The sequence below is a fragment of the Lysobacter sp. CFH 32150 genome (assembly GCF_022758295.1).
Lineage (GTDB): Bacteria > Pseudomonadota > Gammaproteobacteria > Xanthomonadales > Xanthomonadaceae > CFH-32150.
Genome location: NZ_JALDWJ010000003.1, coordinates 226,142 through 245,521, shown reverse-complemented (window position 1 = coordinate 245,521; position 19,380 = coordinate 226,142). Strand labels below are relative to the sequence as shown.

Below are 19,380 nucleotides of genomic sequence, written 5' to 3'. Positions count from 1 at the left end.
CGCGAAAGACGCCGCCTCCGGGCGGCGTTTTTGTTTGGACGTCGGACTAGGCCGAATACCCGTTCGTGATCGGATACCGTCGCTCGCGCCCGAACGCACGCCGCGACACCTTCGGTCCCGGTGCGGCCTGGTGTCGCTTCCATTCACTGATCCGCACCAGTCGCAGCACCTTGTCGACGATCGCGTCATCGAAACCGGCGGCGACGATCTCGTCGCGCGACTGTTCCTGGTCGACGTGGCGATACAGGATCGCGTCGAGGACGTCGTAGGGTGGTAGCGAATCCTGGTCCTTCTGGTTCTCGCGCAGTTCCGCTGACGGTGGCCGTTCGATCACCGCTTCAGGAAGGACGCTGCCGCCATGCGGAGCGCTGCCGCCGATGGTGTTGCGCCAGCGCGCCAGCGCATAGACCTCGGTCTTGTACAGGTCCTTGATCGGCGCGTAACCGCCGCACATGTCGCCGTAGATCGTGGCGTAGCCAACCGCGTATTCGCTCTTGTTGCCGGTGGTCAGCAACAGTCCACCGAACTTGTTGCTCAACGCCATCATGATCACGCCGCGCGCGCGCGACTGCAGGTTTTCCTCGGTGACATCGGCGGGTCTGCCCGCGAATACCGGTCCCAGCGCTTCGAGCAGGCCCCTGAATGGCGCTTCGATCGGCACGGTTTCGTACTTCACCCCAAGTGCGATGCATTGCTCGGCAGCGAGGTCGTTGGACAGGTCGGCGGTGTAGCGCGAGGGCAGCCGTACTGCGGTGACGTTGTCCGCGCCGAGCGCATCGACCGCGATGGCCAGTACCAGCGCCGAGTCGATGCCCCCGGACAACCCCAGCCACACTTTGCTGAATCCGTTCTTGGTGCAGTAATCGCGGGTGCCGCGTACCACTGCGCGCCACGCCAGGGCATCGCGGCTCTCGTCGGCTTCGATCGGCCAATGGATGGGGGCGAACTTGCGCGTATCGGCATCGAAATCCGCGACCAGCCAATGGTCTTCGAAGGCAGTCGCCGCCGGATGCACCACGCCATCGCCATCGGCGAGCACCGAAGCGCCATCGAAGACCAATGCATCCTGGCCACCGACGACATTGAGATAGGCAAGCGCGACGCCACCCTCATGCACGCGCTGCGCCAATAACGCATCGCGTTGCGCATGCTTGTCGCGCTCGAACGGCGACGCGTTCGGCACCAGCACCAGCTGCGCGCCGGCGGCGACGGTGTCGGCCAGCGGCTCGGGGAACCACAGGTCTTCGCAGATGATCAGGCCGACTTGCACACCGTTTACTTCGAACACGCAATGATCGCGATCCGGATCGACGTCGAAATAACGACGCTCGTCGAACACCGCGTAGTTCGGCAGCTCACGTTTGCGATAGGTGTGCGCAACGCCACCATCACGCAACACGCTGGCGGCGTTGTAGACCACCGCACCTGACGCCTGCGGCCAGCCGACCACGGCGACGATGCCGTGGGTGCCGACGGCGATACGCTGCAGCGCCACTTCGCAATCGGCGAGGAAGCTCGGCCGCAACAGCAGGTCTTCCGGCGGATAGCCGCTGAGCGCCAACTCCGGGAACAGCACCACGTCGGCGCGGTGCTCATCGCGCGCCGCCGTAATCATCATTGCGATGCGTTCGGCGTTCGACGCCACTGCGCCAACCGGGAAATCGAACTGCGCCAGCGCGATCCGTAACGTCATGCCTTGCTCCGCACCTCTCGATGCGCGCAGTTTACCGGGCGCGCTGCGATAGTGCGGCCGTCAGGCCTCCGCCAGGGCGGCGATCGGCGCGGGCCGGCTGTTCGCGTCTAGCGCGATCATCACGAAACGGCCGCGGGTGCACAGATGGCGCGTGCCGGCGTGCGGGTCTTCCGTGTGCAGTTCCACCTCGACCTGCATCGAACTGCGCCCGACTTCGACGACGCGCGCCACCAGTTCCACCAATTGCCCCAGGCGCACCGGCACATGGAAATCCACCTGCTCCGAGCGCGCCGTGACCACGGTGCGGCGTGCGTAGCGGGTAGCAACGACGAACGCCGCCTTGTCCATCCACGCCAGCGCCTGTCCACCGAACAACGTGCCGAGGTGGTTGGTGTGGTCGGGGAACACGATCTCCCACAACCGCGCCTCGACCGGCGCCTGCTCTACATGGTTGTGATCAGAACGCGTCATCGAATGCGACCGCACCGTTGATCCCGACCTGGTATGCCGAGACGCGGCGCTCGAAGAAGTTGGTCAGTTCTTGCACGTCCTGCAGATCCATGAACCCGAACGGATTCTTGGTGCCGAATTCCGGTGCCAGGCCGAGCGCAGCAAGGCGCGTGTCGGCGACGTATTCGAGGTATTGCCCCATCTCGCGCGGCGACAGGCCGTTGACGCCGCCGGAGAGCACGTCGTCGGCGAAGCCGGCCTCGACCTCGATCGCTTCGCGCAGCATCGCGCGCACTTCGCGCTCCATGCCGGCGTCGAACAAACCCGGATCTTCCAGGCGCACGGTACGGATCACTTCCAGCGCGAACGCCATATGCCCCGACTCGTCGCGGAACACCCAGTTGGTGCCGCTGGCCAGCCCCGGTAGCAAGCCGCGCGAGCGCAGGAACCAGACATAGGCGAACGCGGCGAAGAAGAACAGGCCCTCGATGCAACAGGCGAAGCAGATGAGGTTCAGCAGGAAAGTGCGGCGCTGATCGCGCGTGTCGAGCCGCTGCAGGTCCTGCACTGAGTCGATCCACTTGAAGCAGAACGCGGCCTTGGCCTTGATCGACGGGATGTTGTCGATCGCGGCGAAGGCTTCGGCGCGGCGCGCCGGGTCGGGGATGTAGGCATCCAGCAGTGTCAGGTAGAACTGCACGTGCAACGCCTCTTCGTACAGCTGGCGCGACAGGTACATGCGCGCCTCGGGCGCGTTGATGTGCTGGTACAGGTTCAGCACCAGGTTGTTGGCGACGATCGAATCGCCGGTCGCGAAGAACGCCACCAGGCGCTCGATCAGGTGGCGATCCGCCGCGCTGAGCTTGTGCTGCAGGTCGTTGAGGTCGATGCCGAAATCGATCTCCTCCACCGTCCAGGTGTTACGCACCGCGTCGCGGTACATCTCGTAGAACGCCGGGTAGCGCATCGGGCGCAACGTGAGTGCAAAACCAGGATCGAGCAGGTGCTGATGGGTGGCGGCGGACATCTTCATTCCTTGCAATGAGTGATGTGGGAGCGACGCAAGTCGCGATCGCATCCTGGCGACCGCGATCCTTGCGTTCGCGGCTCACGCCGCTCCCACAAAGGCAGGTTACTGGCAGGCCTCGCAGGCTTCCGGGTTTTCCAGCGAACACGCCAATGCCTGCTGCTCGGTGTAAACCGGCGCGGACACGGTTGCCTTGGCGATGCGCGTGGCCGGACGCGAGCGCAGGTAGTAGGTGGTCTTCAATCCGGACTTCCACGCATACATGTACATCGACGACAAGCGGCCGATGTTCGGGCTTTCCATGAACAGGTTCAGCGATTGCGACTGGTCGAGGTACGGTCCACGTGCGGCCGCGAGGTCGATCAGCGCCTTCTGCGGCAACTCCCATGCAGTGCGATACACCGCCTTGAGCAGATCGGGGATGGCGGCGATGTTCTGGATCGACCCTTCGGCGAGCTTGATCGCGTCGCGCACTTCGATCGTCCACAGGCCAAGGCGCTTCAGTTCGTCGACCAAGTAACGGTTGACCTGCAGGAAGTCGCCGGACAACGTCTCGCGCTTGAACAGGTTCGATACCTGCGGCTCAATGCACTCGTAGCAACCGGCGATCGAGGCGATGGTCGCGGTCGGTGCGATCGCGATCAGCAGCGAGTTGCGCAGGCCGTGCGCGGCGATGCGTTCCTTCAACGCCGCCCATGCGGCGGTTTCGGTCGGCGTGATACCCCACAGGTCGAACTGCAGTGCGCCCGTCGCGGCACGGGTGTCGGCGAAGCTCGGATGCGCGCCGTGCTGCTCGGCCAGCTCGCACGAGGCCTGCATCGCATGCAGGTAGATGCGCTCGGCGATGCGCGTCGACAGTTGCAACGCTTCGGCCGAATCGAACGGCAGGCGCAACTTGAACAACACGTCCTGCAGGCCCATCACGCCGAGGCCCACCGGCCGCCAGCGCAAGTTGGAGCGACGCGCGGATTCGATCGGATAGAAGTTGAGGTCAATGACCCGATCGAGCTGGCGCACCGCGACGCGCACGGTCTCGGCCAGCTTGTCGAAGTCGAATGCCGGCTTGCCTTCGTCCCACGTCGTGACGTGCTGGGCGAGGTTGATCGAACCGAGGTTGCAGACCGCGGTTTCCTCGGCGCTGGTGACTTCCAATATCTCGGTGCACAGGTTGGACAGATGCACCGTGCGGCCCGGGCCGACCTGGTTGCAGGTGCGGTTGGAGGCATCCTTGAACGTCATCCAGCCGTTGCCGGTTTCGCCCAGCACTTTCATCATCCGCGCGTACAGCTCGCGCGCCTTGATCGTCGATTTCGCCAGTCCCTGCTGTTCGGCCTGCACATAAGCGCGCTCGAACGCTTCGCCCCACAGGTCCGGGAATTCCGGCACGACGTAAGGATCGAACAGCGACCAATCGCCATCCTCTTCCACGCGGCGCATGAACAGGTCCGGCACCCAGTTGGCGAGGTTGAGGTTGTGGGTGCGGCGCGCTTCCTCGCCGGTGTTCTCGCGCAGCTCAAGGAATTCCTCGATGTCGGCGTGCCAGGTTTCGAGATAGATGCAGGCCGCACCCTTGCGCTTGCCGCCTTGATTCACCGCAGCGACCGAGGCATCGAGCGTCTTCAGCCACGGCACGATGCCGTTGCTGCGACCGTTGGTGGAACGGATCAGCGAACCGCGCGCGCGGATGCGTGAGTACGCCTGGCCGATGCCGCCACTGAACTTCGACAGCTGCGCGACGTCACCGTAGCGGGCGTAGATGTCGCTCAGCGAATCCTGCGGCGAGTCGAGCAGGAAACACGACGACAGCTGTTCGTGGCGCGTGCCGGAATTGAACAACGTTGGCGAGCTCGGGATGTAATCGAGCGACGCCATCAACCGGTACAGCTCCAGCGCCGCGGCCGGGGTGTCGGTCAGCGCCACCGCGATGCGCATGAAGAACTGCTGCGGTGTTTCGATCACGCTGCGGCGCTGCGGATGCTTGAGCAGGTAACGGTCGTAGAGCGTGCGCAGGCCGAAGTACTCGAAGCGCTGGGTCTGCGCTGCGTCGATGGCGTCGTTGAACTTGCGCGCGTTGGCCTCGACCACGTCGCGGACGCGGTCGTTGATCAGGCCGAGTTCGTGGCCGAGCACGATCGACTGCGAGAACGAGTAAACGCCAAGGCCGCAGACTTCCTTGTCAATGTAGCCAGCCAGCAGGCGCGCGGCGAGGCGTGCGTATTGCGGTTCCTCGGCGGTGAACGCGGCGGCGATGCGGATCGACAGCTCGTCGAGTTCACGCGTCGTCGCACCGTCGTAGATGCCGGCGATGGTCTTGAGCGCAACCCGCATCGGGTCGATCTCGTTGAGGCCGTCGCTGCAACGCTGCACGGCACGCACGATCTTGGCGACGTCGACCGGCTCCTTGCGGCCGTCGCGCTTGGTGATGGTCATCTGCGCCGGCGCATGCGGCGGCGTGAGGGCGAAGCTCGATTGCGTGGTTGCCACTGCGGTGGCTTCATCACGCACTGCGTCGGCCAGGATTTCGGTGTTCATATGGCACTCCTCTCCGGGGTCCAGGTGGAGAGGAAGCGAAAGCGGCGTCGCACGCACTGCGAATGCGAGAACACCGGCCCTCACCCCCTCGGGCGAGCCGGCATCAGCGCGACAGGCAACGGAACGACGACACGGGCACACACCCGGCATGGTCGACCGTCGCTCCCCGCGGAGACGCCTGGCCAAACGGATGCCTGCGCATCCGGTCGCGGCAGGTTTTCGGGCTCCTGGGCGGGGCGGCACGCTCATACGGAGGCGTGCCGCTTGATCTACTGCGCGTCGCTTCCCAGCCCGAGGGCCAGTGCCATTGACGCGGGTCGTTCCCAGTTACCGCTGCGGGGCAGCTCCGGAGTTGGCCGATCTCTCGATCAGAGCCAGCCTCACCGGATTCCCTTTAAGCCTTCCCCTGGCGGGGTTGGCACCATCGACGACCACAACATAGTGTGGATCGCTGAATCGGTCAACACAAAATGTGCTCAAAACAAAAAGGCCGCCCATGGGCGGCCTTTTGCATGACAACTGCGTGGAACGATTACTTCGCGAGGCGCTTCGCAATCGCCGCACCGAGATCGCCGGGCGACTTCACCGTGGTGACGCCGGCCTTCTCCATCGCCGCGAACTTGCCCTCGGCCGTGCCCTTGCCACCGGAGGCGATCGCGCCGGCGTGGCCCATGCGCTTGCCTGCGGGTGCGGATGCGCCGGCGATGAAGCCGACCACCGGCTTGGTCACGTACTCGGCGATGAACTCGGCCGCTTCCTCTTCGGCCGAACCACCGATCTCGCCGACCATGATGATGCCTTCGGTCTGCGGGTCGTCCTGGAACAGGCGCAACGCATCGATGAAGTTGGTGCCGTTGATCGGATCGCCGCCGATGCCGATGCAGGTCGACTGGCCGAGGCCGACGTCGGTGGTCTGCTTCACGGCTTCGTAGGTCAGCGTGCCGGAGCGCGAGACGATGCCGATCTTGCCGGGCTTGTGGATGTGGCCCGGCATGATGCCGATCTTGCACTCGCCGGGGGTGATCACGCCGGGGCAGTTCGGGCCGATCAGCACGACGTCGTCGTAACCGGCCAGCGTGTTCTTGACGCGCAGCATGTCGAGCACCGGGATGCCCTCGGTGATGCAGACGATCACGCGGATGCCGGCGTCGGCCGCTTCGAGGATCGCATCGGCCGCGAACGGCGGCGGCACGTAGATGACCGAGGCGTCGGCGCCGGTTTCGTTGACGGCGTCGGCGACGGTATTGAAGACCGGCAGGCCGAGGTGTTCAGTGCCACCCTTGCCCGGGGTCACGCCGCCGACGACCTGGGTGCCGTACTCGAGCATCTGCTCGGCGTGGAAGGTGCCCTGCGAGCCGGTGAAGCCCTGGACGATGACCTTGGTGTTCTTGTTGATCAAAACGGACATTGCGTTGAGTCCTGTAGGGCGGGTCTTGACCCGCCGATCGAATGCATTGGACGCAGGCGGGTCAAGACCCGCCCTACGGAATCAGGCGGCGGCGGCGACGGCTTTCTTCGCGCCGTCGTTGATGTCGTCGGCCGGCGTGATCGCCAGGCCGCTGCCTTTGAGCAGCGCCTTGCCTTCTTCGACGTTGGTGCCTTCCAGGCGCACGATCACCGGCACCTTGACGTCGACTTCCTTGACCGCCGCGATGATGCCCTCGGCGATCATGTCGCAGCGGACGATGCCGCCGAAGATGTTGACGAAGATCGCCTTCACCTTGTCGCTCGACAGGATCAGCTTGAACGCCTCGGTCACGCGTTCCTTGGTGGCACCACCACCGACGTCGAGGAAGTTCGCCGGCGAACCGCCGTTGAGCGAGATCACGTCCATGGTCGCCATCGCGAGGCCCGCGCCGTTGACCATGCAGCCGATGTTGCCGTCCATGGTCACGTAGTTGAGGTCGTGCTGGCTGGCCAGCACTTCGGTCTCGTCTTCCTGGCGGATGTCGCGCATCGCCGCCAGGTCGGGGTGGCGGAATGTCGCGTTGTCGTCGGAATTGATCTTGCCGTCGAGCACGGCGAGGTCGCCGTTGGTGAGGATGGCGAGCGGGTTCAGTTCGACCAGCGCCAGGTCCTTCTCGTTGAACAGCTTGAACAGGCCCAGCATGATCTTGCTCAGCTGGTTGACCTGCTTGGCGTTCAGGCCGAGCGCGAAGCCGAGTTCGCGGCACTGGTAGGGCTGCAGGCCCTGCACGTAGTTCACATGCAGCGTCTTGATCGCGTCGGGATTCTCCTCGGCGGTCTTCTCGATTTCGACGCCGCCATCGCTGGACGCGATGAAGGTGATCGACTTGCTGCTGCGATCGACCAGAACGGAGAGATACAGCTCCTTGGCGATGTCGGTCGCCTGCGTGACCAGCACGCTGTCGATCGGCAGGGCGACGCCAGCGGACTGGTAGGTCTCCATCTTCCTGCCGAGCATGCCCTTGGCGTAGTCGCGGACTTCGTCATAAGTCTTGGCGAGCTTCACACCGCCGGCCTTGCCGCGACCGCCGGCATGGATCTGGGCCTTGACCACCCAGAAGTCGCCGCCGATGGCCTTGGCCGCGTCGACGGCCTCCTCGGGCGTGCGCGCGACGCGCCCGGCCGGAACCGCAATGCCGTAGTCGGCAAACAACTGCTTCGCCTGATATTCGTGGAAGTTCATGCGTCACCAGAGTGGGGAGAGCCTGCGCGCAGCGATGCGGCCTGGTGGGCAAAAGCCCGCGGCCTGGTGCACGAAGGGGGCGGTATTGTCGCCGATGCCCGGGCTGCGGGCAAAACCGTGCCTATACTCGCGCCACGCCCCAGCCCGGACGGCCTGCTTGCCGCGCACATTCGCCCCCGCCAGCCCCGAGAGTGCGCTGCGCCGCGAGCTGTATTTCTTCACCCTCTACCGCGTGCTCGAGGCGGGGCTGCTGGCGTTGGTGTTGTTCAGCCCGGCCGGCGCGCTGATCGAGGAACCACGCCACCTGGTCCTGGGCCGCGCCGCGGCCACGGGCTATCTCCTCGCGGCCGTCATCCTGTTCGTGGCTGGGCGGCACGGCCTGTTACGCAGGCAGGCGCTGATCGGCGTGGTCATCGACATCGCCGCCGCGACACTGGCAATGCACGCCCTCCCCGCCTCCGGCTCCGGCATCGCATTGATGTTGCTGTTCAACATCGGCGCTGCATCACTGCTGTTGCGATTGCGGCTCGGCCTCGGTGCCGCCGCATTGGCCGGAGCGGCGCTGACCGGCGAATACGTCTGGAGCGAGCTCGTCGATGGCGGCGCGGGCCGGCCGCTGGCCGAACTGATGATGTTCGCGGTCAGCTTCCTCGCCGTCGCGACATTGACTTACCTGCTCGGCCGCCAGATGCGCGCCAGCCAAGCGCTGGCCGAGCACCGCGGCGCCGTCGCCGCCAATCTCGCCGAGGCCAGCGAACTGATCATCCGCCGAATGCGCACAGGCGTGCTGCTGGTGGATGGGGATGGCCGCATCCACTTGGCCAACGAAGCCGCGATGTTGCTGCTGGGCGACGATGGCGGCGAACGCCAGCTCGATCTGGCCGCGCCGGAACTGTCCCGTCGCCTGCGGCGCTGGCGCAAGGACAATGTGAGCGACGACACTCCGTTGCAGTTCGCACCCGATCTTCCGGAAGTACTGCCGCGCTTCACCCGACTGCTCGCCGACAGCGACCAGACGCTGGTCTTCCTCGACGACACCTCGTTGCTGTCGCGTCGCGCCGAATCGATGACGCTGGCGACGCTCGGCCGTTTCTCGGCCAGCCTTGCGCATGAGATCCGCAATCCATTGGCGGCGATCAGCTACGCCACCCAACTGCTCGAGGAATCGAAAGAAATCCTCGATGCCGATCGCCGCCTGCTCGAGATCATCCATCAGCAGACCCAGCGCATGAACGGCATCGTCGAGAACGTGCTGGGCCTGGCCCGGCGCGAACGCGCGCAGCCGGAGCATGTGGAACTGGTGGGCTTCGCCCGTCGTTTCGTCGAGGATTACCGCAACGGCCATCCTCTCGAGGGCGACAGTCTGAACGTGGTCACACAGCGACCGGCGGTGCCGGCGATGGCCGATCCACGCCAACTGCACCAGGTGTTGATCGCGTTGGTGCACAACGCATTGACTTACGGCCGCATGCCGGGGGAACCGGCGCGGGTGACATTGAGCATCAGCCACGAACACGGCCCGCAGATCGACGTGCTCGACCGGGGCCCGGGCATCCCGGAGATGGTGGCGGGACAGCTGTTCCGGCCGTTCTTCACGACCTCCGGCCACGGCACGGGGCTCGGCCTGTACATCGCCCGCGAGCTGTGCCGCGCCAACCAGGCCACGCTCGAATACGTGCCGGTGGCAGGCGGCGGTTGCTGCTTCCGCATCCGGCTGCCCGGTCCGCATTCGCTGCTGCCGACCTGATCCGGGCGTCCCGGCATGCAGCGCGTGCTTGGCCGCTTCCGATCGCCGCGTTAAGGTGCGCGCATGAGCGAAACCCGTAGCGCCCTCATCGTCGACGACGAACGCGACATCCGCGAACTGCTCGTCCTCACCCTCGGCCGCATGGGCCTGCGGACAGACACCGCCGCCAGCCTGAGCGAGGCTCGTGTATTGCTGGCTGCGCATCATTACGACCTGTGCCTGACCGACATGCGCCTGCCGGACGGGTCCGGCATCGAACTGATCGCCACCATCAACGCGCAGTACCCGCACACGCCGGTGGCGATGATCACCGCCTTTGGCAACGTCGATGCCGCGGTCGAAGCCCTGAAGGCCGGCGCCTTCGACTTCGTCAGCAAACCGGTCGACCTCTCGGTGTTGCGCGGCCTGGTCAAGCACGCGTTGGAGCTGCCGCAACGCAAGCGCGCCACCAGCGACGCGCTAGCCACGCGCCTGTACGGCGACTCGCCGGCGATCGTCGCGCTCAAGCAGACCCTGTCGAAAGTCGCGCGCAGCCAGGCACCGGTCTACATCGCCGGCGAATCCGGCGTCGGCAAGGAACTGGTCGCGCGGACCATCCACGAGCAGGGTGCGCGCGGCAATGGTCCGTTCGTTCCGGTCAATTGTGGGGCGATCCCGGCCGAGCTGATGGAGAGTGAATTCTTCGGCCACAAGAAAGGCAGTTTCACCGGCGCCCATGCCGACAAGCCCGGCCTGTTCCAGGCAGCCGATGGCGGCACGTTGTTCCTCGATGAAGTCGGCGAATTGCCGCTGTCGATGCAGGTCAAGCTGCTGCGCGCGATCCAGGAGAAATCGATTCGCCCGGTCGGTGCCAACATCGAGATCAATGTCGACGTGCGCATCCTTTCGGCCACGCACAAGAACCTGTCCGCACTGGTCGCCGACGGCCGTTTCCGTCACGACCTCTACTACCGCATCAACGTCATCGAGCTGCAGGTACCGCCGTTGCGCGAACGCGGCGAAGACCTGCCTGGCCTTGCCGCCACCATCCTGCATCGCCTGGCCGGCCTGCAGGGCCGTGCGGTACCGGCGCTGAGCCCGGAAGCCCTGGAAGCCCTGCGTGCCTACCCATTCCCCGGCAACGTGCGCGAACTCGAGAACATCCTGGAGCGCGCGCTGGCACTGGCCGACGACGACCGCATCGAAGCCTCCGATCTACGCCTACCTAGCGGCGCATCCGCCACCTCGCGCCAGCCCGCACCGCCACCCTTGCCCGATCCACGCACTGCCGACCCTCGCGACAGTATGACCAGCGCACTGCCGAGCTACATCGAGGAGATCGAACGCAATGCGATCCAGCAAGCGCTGGAGGACAACCGCTACAACAAGACCAAGGCAGCGGCAGCGCTGGGAATCACGTTCCGAGCGCTGCGATACAAATTGAAGAAACTGGGAATCGACTGATCCCGCGGTCTATTCGGCCCCATCGACCCAGGACAACAGCCACGACCGCATCCGGCCACAACGTTGCGTCGGTGGAATATCTGGCCCGTATTGCCTTTCGATCGTTGCCACCAGGGCCGGCTTGCCCGTGCCGACAGCGCCCAGCATCGCGACGACCAAGGCCTGCTCGCGTGCGTCGCGCGCGATCCTGTCGCGGCGCTGCTCCAGCACCTGCATGGCAACGCGCAGCATCTCGCTTGCATCGCGCCGTGCAGCCGCCGCATGCATCGCCAGGAGGGTACGGACTTCAACGGGCTGCTGCGCTGCGTTTGCCAGCCAAGCCGGATGGTCGAAAAGCATCGCGACATCCTCGCGTGGCAGGATGCCGGTCACGTTCTCGCTGACCGTGGTCAGTGCCTGCGACCATGCCTTCTGCCGTGACCCATCGACCACGACTGCGGAAAGTACAAACAGCTGCTCCGCAGCGTCGGCGAAACTCGGCCAGCGTTGCCGCAGCACGTCATCCACGCGCCCTGCAAGCAGACTCGAGCGCATCGACAGCGCCAGCATGTGCGCCTCGGACGCGCCCGTGTCGGCGATGACCGCAGCGACACCTGGCGGAACCCGCTCGCCGAGGATGTCCTGCACCGGCAGCCCGTTACCCGTCAGGTACAGCAGGAAATCGGCACTCTCGCCCTTGAAACGCGCCCTTGGGGCCTGCAGCGAGACGGTCGGGTAATAGTCCGAATGCGGCGTCGCGCCGGTGAGCTTGACGAGGTTGCGCAGGGTCGCGGGGCCGCCGATCCGGCGCAGTTGGAACTCCGCCGAAGACCCCAGCCCGACCCGTTGCAGTTCGCTTCGCAACGGCTCGGCTGCCAACGCTGCCCAGTTCGGCGCATGCGCCCGGTCGCGCGATGCCACCATCAGCAGGTCACCTCTGTTGGTCACGTAGACGTCGGTTTGCGGAAACACTTGCAACAATGCCGAGATCATCGTTCCCAGCAGTTGATCATTGAGCTCATAACTCTGCACCCATTGCACCAGGATGCCGTCTTCCTCAAGGTGCCTGTGGATGAAGCCGTAGAACTCCTCAGTGAACAGGCTGGCGACACCACTCACCCACGGGTTCGATGGCTCCGACACGATCACGTCGTAGCGGCGGTTGCTGGTCGCGAAATAGGTGCGTGCATCCTCGATCCGGATCTTTGACCGCGGATCGTCATATCCGCGTGCAACGCGCTCGCCGAACAGGCGTGCACCGTCGTACATCGCACGCTCGATCTCCACGCTTTCCACGACCCGCGGCACCGGGCTGCCGAGCAGCGTATGCGTGGTCAGCCCGGAGCCCCAACCGATTACGGCAACCCGCCGCGGGTCCGGATGCAGGGCCAGCGGTAGCGCGGCCGCCATCAGCATGGTGACTTCATCCGGCTGCGGCGCCACCGACAGGTTCAACGCGAGGCTCGCGTCCGGCTTGCCGTTGGTGGCGATGCTGGCGGCTCTCGCGTCCGCATCGGTAGCCACCGAAACGGTGGCAGTCTTGCCATCGCGCAGGTATGGGATTCGCATGCTCTCGTCGACGCGCCAATTGCCAGTACGGAAGACACCCGCGACTTGCTTGTGCGGGTCAGGCTTGCCGAAATGCAGGCTCACCAGTGCCGCCGCCACCACGGCCATGCTGGCCAGTGCATAGCCTCGGGTTGCGCGACCTGGACTCACCCTGCGCAGCAGATATAGTCCCAGCGCCACGTCGAACAGTGCGGCCAACGTGACCGCCAGGCGCACTCCGATCCCGGGCACCAGCAGATGCACCATCACGAACACGCCGATGATCGCGCCCAGCGTGTTGGCGGCGTAGACGCGCCCGATGCTGGACTCGCCAACGCCACGGCGCAGCAGCGCCAAGGTGAACAGCGGCAAGGTCATGCCGGCGAAGAACGCAGCCGGGAACATCACCGCCATCGCGATCGCACCGCTACCCGCGCTGAACCATGCGTAGCCGGTATCGTCGCGGACGAGTTGGTGCATCAACCATCCGACCCAGCGGAAGCTCTGGTTGAACATCGGGATCGACACCAGCGCGGCGATGCCCATCAGGATCTGTGCGTAGCCTGCCATCGCCACTGCGTCTGATTCGCTCTTGCAGCGTCGACGCACCCACAGGCCGCCGAAGGCCAGGCCGAGAATGAAGGCCGCCAGCATGAGCTCGAATGCATGCACGGTCGTGCCCAACGCCTGGTTGAGCATGCGCACCCAGCCGATCTCGTACACGAAAGAGGTAGCGCCAGTGATCGCGGCCGCCAGCAGTATCAACCGTACGAAACCGCGCCCAGCCGTGGGGACGGCCGCTGCTTGCATCGGTGCACCTGTCGGTATTGCTGCGGATGCACCGTCACCGGTCTGTCGCCATACTGCCCAGGCACCGACGCCGACCAGCAGGTTCAGCGCGCCGGCGACCAGCATCGAGCCCGGCATCCCCAACGTCGGCAGCAGCAAGAAAGCCGTCACCAGTGCCCCGGCAGCGGCACCCAGGCTGTTGCTGAAATAAAGGCCGCCGAGGATGGGACCAGCCTCGTCCGGCGCCAATCGCATATAGCCGGCGCTGAGGATCGGGAATGTGGCGCCGAGCAGTACGCATTGCGGCGCGATCAACATGGCTGCGCTGAGCCACTGCCAACCATGCGCAAGCTGTGGCGAGGTAAGCCCCGGCAACACTGTGCTCGTGGACAGCGCCATGTAACCGACGAAGATCGGGTGGAACAGGAGACCGGCGACACCGATGCCCACCTCGATGACCGCATAGGCCAGGATCAGGCTGCGCCAGTTCAGGCTGAAGCGGCTTGCGAGCCATGCGCCGAGCGCCATCCCGCCCATGAAGATCGCCAGCACCAGGCTCTGCGCATAAGCCGCATGGCCCAGCGTCAGGCCCAGATAGTGCGACCACACTGACTGGTAGATCAGACCCGCGAAGCCCGAAAGCACGAACAACAGCAACAGCGCGTGGCCGGCGCGCTTCGTGGACAAGTGCATGCTGATCCCCCTCGACTCAGATGGCAGTTAGGGTAGCCGATGGTGTGGCAGTGGGGCTTCCTGAGTGCCTGTGACGCCATTGGTCAGATTGCGACGCTATATGACGTCAATCTGGGTGCGGGCTGGTGCAATACCGTGGACAGGTTCACACTCGATACCTGCACTGCATCGCTGTCCTGCTTGGCATGCAACCTGCGTATACATTGCATGCACGTGCCACGCGGCACGGCTGCCCAACGGACCGGAACGCTGGCCGCGCGGGACACGTGAAGTACCAACACTCCTAGGGGAAACACCATGAAGAAGAACATGCAAGGCTTTACCCTGATCGAACTGATGATCGTGGTCGCCATCATCGCGATCTTGGCCGCCATCGCCATCAGCCAGTATCAGGACTACGTGATCCGCTCGCAGGTGTCGGAAGGTTCCGCACTCGCCGACGGCATGAAGACCGCGCTGGCCGAGTTCTACCAGAACAAGGGTCGCTGGCCGCCGGTCAACACCTCTGCAGGCTTGGCGATTCCGGTGTCGATCGTCGGTAACTACGTCAGCCAGGGTGCGGTCAACACCAACCTCGGTACGATCCAGATGACCTTCTCGGCCACCGCGCCGCGCGAGGCCAACACCAAGATCGACACCAAGATCCTGATCTTCTCGGCCGTTACCCACGCTGGCACCATCGAGTGGAACTGCCTCAGCGCCAACATCCAGCAGAAGTGGCTGGGCAGCTCCTGCGTGAACCGCGCTCCGACCTACAACCCGACCTGATCGGATTCGGTCGTTTGTCGCATCGAGAGGGCCGCCCAGCGCGGCCCTTTCCTTTTCCGGCCCACATCGCTCTCATAGCCGCATGATCCGTCGTCATTGGCCCTGGCTTGGGCTCATCGCGCTCCTGCTCGCCACGTGGCTAGCCTATCTGCCCGGGTTGGCCGGTGATTTCCTGTTCGACGATTTCGTCAACCTGCCCGCCATCGGCGCGACCGGACCCGTCGACGACTGGGCCACGTTCTGGCGCTACCTGACTTCTGGCAGTGCCGATCCGACCGGGCGTCCGCTGGCACTGCTGAGCTTCCTGCTCGACGCACGCACCTGGCCGGCTGGCCCCGCACCTTTCCTGCGCACCAACCTGTGCCTGCACCTGCTCAATGGCGCGCTGCTGTTTGCCTTGCTGCGGCTACTCGGCAGGCGCCTCGACAGTGATGCAAAGCGTAACGATGCCGCAGCCTTGCTCGGCAGCGGGCTGTGGTTGCTGCATCCGTTGTTTGTGTCCACCACGCTGTATGTGATCCAGCGCGAGGCGATGCTGCCGGCCACGTTCACCCTGCTCGGGCTGCTTGGGTATGTCCATGGGCGTGACGCATACGATCGCGGACGCCAACGTGCGGGCTTGGCGTGGATGCTCGCAAGCATCAGCATCGGCACGGTGCTGGCGCTACTGAGCAAGGCCAATGGCGTCTTGCTGCCACTCCTGGCGTGGACGCTGGAAACCACCGTATTGCGGCATAACGTCGCGCGGCAGGACGTCGATTCCATGCCCAAGCGCAGCCTGCACTGGTTGCGACTCGGTCTGCTTGTGCTGCCCAGCGTGCTGATCGCCGGTTATGTGGCGAGCCACCTCACGGATCCTGGTGCCGTGATGGAACAGCGCACCTGGACCATCGGCCAGCGCCTGCTGACCGAACCCCGCGTTCTCACCGAATACCTGCAGTTGCTGGTCGTGCCGCGAGCCTTGTCGACCGGGCTCTACAACGAAGATTACATCGCCTCGATCGGGCTGCTTGCCCCGCCCAGCACGCTCGCGTGCCTGGTGCTGATCGGTGCATTGATTGGCGTGGGCTTTGCCCTGCGCCAGCGGATGCCGGCGCTATCGGTGGCCCTGCTTTTCTATTTCGCCGGGCACCTGCTCGAATCCAGCGCGATCCCTCTCGAGTTGTACTACGAGCACCGCAACTACCTGCCCGCGCTGCTGTTGTTCTGGCCGTTGGCGCGTGCACTCTGCGCCTGGCGCGCACCAGTCGTCGCGCGCACCACAATTGCCATCGCCCTGCTTGCGCTGCTGGCGACGACCACTCACCAGCGCGCGCAGTTGTGGGGCAAACCCGATCAACAGGCGGCGCTCTGGGCCTACGACCATCCCGAGTCCTCGCGCGCGCAAGCCACGGCTGCGGCATGGGAAACCCGAGGCGGCAGGCCAGATCTCGCCATGAGCCGGCTTGCCCCGTTGTGGCGGCAACGACCGCACGACCTGCAGCTGGCGCTCAACTATGCCAATACAGCCTGCGCATTGCGTGGCTTGAGCCCGCTGGAAAGCGCCGCGGTCGCACAAGCGCTGCAGCAGTCTTCCAGTGAAGGGGAGCAACTCGTGTACCGCTGGTTGGACCGTGCCCTCGGTGTCGCTTCAGACCGAAGTTGTCCTGGATTGGATTTCGCCACGGTCGAGCAATGGCTGCGAGCTGCCCAGAACAATCCGCGTTTGAGCGGACAGCCCGGCCGCCAGCAGGAACTGCACGGCGTCGCCGGACGCCTGGCGCTCCAACGCGGCCAGCCAGGCGACGCCTTGTCCGAGTTCGACCGTGCACTGGCCGCATACACCACGCCGGGAGCTGCCGCGCAACAAGCTGCGATTCTGGCGACGCACGGACACTATGCGTTGGCGTTGGCCCATCTCGACACTTACGAACGCCTCATGCCCCACGCCCCACACGCGACTGGCTGGAACATGCCAAGACTGCACGAATGGGTGCTCGATCGGCAGGGCTACTGGCCCCGCGAATTGGCTTTACTGCGCAAGAAGCTGCGCGCGGAAATGGCGGTCGATTCGCGTACGGACAAAGTGAACGATGCGACCGCCCAGGACTGAGCTCCCAATGGCAGGGCAGCGGCTTCTCCATTCCGCATGGCTGGTACCAGCGGTCTTGCTAGCCGCAGTCGCAATGGTCTATTGGCCCGGCCTGAATGGCGGGTACGTCTTCGATGACTATCCGAACATCGTCGACAACGTCCGGCTTCGTGTCAGCGGCGCAAGTTGGCATGAATGGATCGCCGCGGCGCTGTCCTCGCCCGCCAGCGCCATCCAGAGGCCGCTGGCCATGCTGTCCTTCGCGCTCAACCACTACTTCACCGGCCTCGATCCGTGGCCGATGAAGCTCACCAACCTCGCCATCCACGGGCTCAATACGGTTCTCGTGTTGGGGCTGGTCCGCAGCTTGCTCACCGTTTCATCCGTCGAGCGCAGCGATCCCCGCCGCGAATGGGCAGCGCGCTTCGCAGCCACAGCTTGGGCGCTGCACCCCATCAACCTGATGGCGGTGTTGTTCGTCGTGCAGCGCATGGAGAGCCTGAGCCATACGTTCGTGTTCGCCGGTCTCTGGCTGTATCTGCTCGGCCGCAAGCGGCAACTACGCGGTAGCGGCGGATGGGGCCTGATCGGTTCCGGGTTGTTGGCCGGCACGATGTTCGGCGTGCTGGCCAAGGAGTCGGCGACATTGCTGCCGCTGTATGCCCTCTGCATCGAGCTGTGCCTGCTCGGATTCCGTAACAGTTCAGGCCGTCGCGATCGACGGCTGTTCACTGCCTATGCGCTCGTCCTTGCCTTGCCCATGGTCGTCGGCTTGATGTGGCTCTTGCCGCTGATGCTGACGCCGGAAGCCTACGCGGGCCGCGAGTTCACGCTGGTGCAGCGCCTGCTCACCGAGCCGCGCGTGGTAATGGATTACCTGCACTGGATCCTGCTGCCCGACCTCGGCCAGCTGAGCCTGTACCACGATGATTATTCCGCCTCGCGCGGACTCCTCGACCCATCGGCGACGCTGTTCGCTCTGGTCGCGCTGCCTTGCCTGCTCTTGGCTGCCTGGTTGTGCCGTCGCACACATCCGCTGGTCAGCCTGGGCCTGCTGTGGTTCCTCGGCGCGCATCTGCTGACGGGCACTTTCATTCCGTTCGAGCTGGTGTTCGAACACCGCAACTACTTTGCCTCGTTGGGAATCTGCCTGATCCTGGCAGACCTGTTGATCCTGGCCCCGCGCAGCGAAAGCACACAGCGTGTGGGCGCATTGCTCGCCGTGTTTTTTGTTGTGCTATCCGCGGGGGTCACTCACTTGCGCGCGCGCGAGTGGAGCGATCCGGTGCGCTTCGCGGTCAGTGAAGCCGCCAAGCATCCGCATTCCCCTCGTGCGACCTACGACCTCGCACGGGTGATGGTCATGCTGACCCACTATCGTCCCGAATCTACCTTCCTGCAGCCGGCTTATGAGGCTCTTGAAAAAGCGAGGAACGTGCCGGGCAGTGGGGTTCTTCCATTGCAAGCCTCACTCATGTTGGCGGCGCGGAGCAAAGGAACGGTGGACCCCGCATGGTGGCTGGAGCTGCAGGACAAACTGCGACGCGGACCCATAGGCCCGCAGGAAATCAATGCACTCGCGGCGATGACAAGTTGCGCGCGCGACCGGCATTGCGACTTTCCACCGGAGATGATGCTGGCCAGCTACGATGCGGCGCTCAGCCATCGCCGCAATCCCGATCTGCTCACGATGTACGGTGACTACGCACTCAACGTGTTGAACGACCGCCAGCTGGCTACGCAGCTGTGGCGTGAGGTCCGCGCAAACTATCCTGGTGTGGCGCAGTATCGAATCAACCTGATCAAGTTGCTCATCGCAACCGGCAGCTGGGGCGAGGCCCGGACTGAAATCGCATCCCTCCGCCGTCTGGGGCGATTGGGACAGAACGAAAACGCCGCCGATGAACTCGAAGCCAGACTCAAAGCTGCCATGCCCGGCATCCATTGAGTGGGTGCGCCCCCGAGACCGGGCTTGACCTGGAACGCCTCG

At 64.8% G+C, this 19,380-nt stretch carries 12 protein-coding genes and 1 riboswitch; of the genes, 5 read left to right on the top strand and 7 right to left on the bottom strand.

The genetic code is table 11. From position 1 onward, the window contains the following. Positions 1–46 precede the first annotated feature (46 nt). From MO486_RS07355 to sucC, 6 genes are all read right to left on the bottom strand, one after another. Positions 47–1,693, bottom strand: a complete 1,647-nt coding sequence (locus MO486_RS07355) for an NAD+ synthase (protein ID WP_242905665.1) — start codon at positions 1,691–1,693, stop codon at positions 47–49. Positions 1,694–1,753: 60 nt separating this feature from the next. Further along, positions 1,754–2,164, bottom strand: coding sequence for an acyl-CoA thioesterase (locus tag MO486_RS07350; protein ID WP_242905664.1), 411 nt, complete (start codon positions 2,162–2,164; stop codon positions 1,754–1,756). Then, positions 2,151–3,170 (bottom strand): ribonucleotide-diphosphate reductase subunit beta, encoded by a 1,020-nt coding sequence (locus MO486_RS07345; RefSeq protein WP_242905663.1) that lies wholly within the window; start codon positions 3,168–3,170, stop codon positions 2,151–2,153. The genes MO486_RS07350 and MO486_RS07345 overlap by 14 nt, the downstream gene beginning before the upstream one ends. 105 nt (positions 3,171–3,275) lie before the next feature. Next, a complete protein-coding gene (locus tag MO486_RS07340) occupies positions 3,276–5,600 on the bottom strand; it encodes a ribonucleoside-diphosphate reductase subunit alpha (protein ID WP_242906004.1) in 2,325 nt (774 codons plus the stop codon). 294 nt (positions 5,601–5,894) lie between these two features. Beyond that, a riboswitch (cobalamin riboswitch) is annotated at positions 5,895–6,143 on the bottom strand. A 91-nt stretch (positions 6,144–6,234) separates the two neighbouring features. Beyond that, positions 6,235–7,110 carry a succinate--CoA ligase subunit alpha gene (sucD, locus tag MO486_RS07335; RefSeq protein ID WP_242905662.1) on the bottom strand — a complete coding sequence of 292 codons (876 nt, stop codon included), beginning with the start codon at positions 7,108–7,110 and terminating at the stop codon, positions 6,235–6,237. Between the two features lie 81 nt (positions 7,111–7,191). Next, a complete protein-coding gene (gene sucC / locus MO486_RS07330; RefSeq protein ID WP_242905661.1) occupies positions 7,192–8,352 on the bottom strand; it encodes an ADP-forming succinate--CoA ligase subunit beta in 1,161 nt (386 codons plus the stop codon). 157 nt (positions 8,353–8,509) lie between these two features. Here sucC and MO486_RS07325 point away from each other — a divergent pair, with 157 nt between their 5' ends. After that, entirely contained in the window at positions 8,510–10,099 is a 1,590-nt protein-coding gene (locus MO486_RS07325) for an ATP-binding protein (protein ID WP_242905660.1), read from the top strand. A 63-nt stretch (positions 10,100–10,162) separates the two neighbouring features. Continuing rightward, complete coding sequence (locus MO486_RS07320) at positions 10,163–11,542, top strand: sigma-54 dependent transcriptional regulator (protein ID WP_242905659.1); 1,380 nt, start codon at positions 10,163–10,165, stop codon at positions 11,540–11,542. Positions 11,543–11,551: 9 nt separating this feature from the next. On the opposite strand, the gene MO486_RS07315 is transcribed toward MO486_RS07320, so the two are convergent. After that, a complete protein-coding gene (locus tag MO486_RS07315) occupies positions 11,552–14,551 on the bottom strand; it encodes a spermine synthase (RefSeq protein WP_242905657.1) in 3,000 nt (999 codons plus the stop codon). Between the two features lie 297 nt (positions 14,552–14,848). Between MO486_RS07315 and MO486_RS07310 the strand changes: the two genes are divergently transcribed. The 3 genes from MO486_RS07310 to MO486_RS07300 all read left to right on the top strand — a co-directional run bounded on the left by MO486_RS07310 (position 14,849) and on the right by MO486_RS07300 (position 19,338). Then, positions 14,849–15,319, top strand: a complete 471-nt coding sequence (locus tag MO486_RS07310) for a pilin (RefSeq protein WP_242905655.1) — start codon at positions 14,849–14,851, stop codon at positions 15,317–15,319. An 82-nt stretch (positions 15,320–15,401) separates the two neighbouring features. Then, the gene (locus MO486_RS07305) at positions 15,402–17,411 is read left to right on the top strand and encodes a tetratricopeptide repeat protein (RefSeq protein ID WP_242905653.1); all 2,010 of its coding nucleotides are present in this window, start codon (positions 15,402–15,404) and stop codon (positions 17,409–17,411) included. A gap of 73 nt (positions 17,412–17,484) precedes the next feature. Then, positions 17,485–19,338: a hypothetical protein gene (locus MO486_RS07300; RefSeq protein ID WP_242905651.1), complete on the top strand. Its 1,854-nt coding sequence runs from the start codon at positions 17,485–17,487 to the stop codon at positions 19,336–19,338. Positions 19,339–19,380 lie beyond the last annotated feature (42 nt).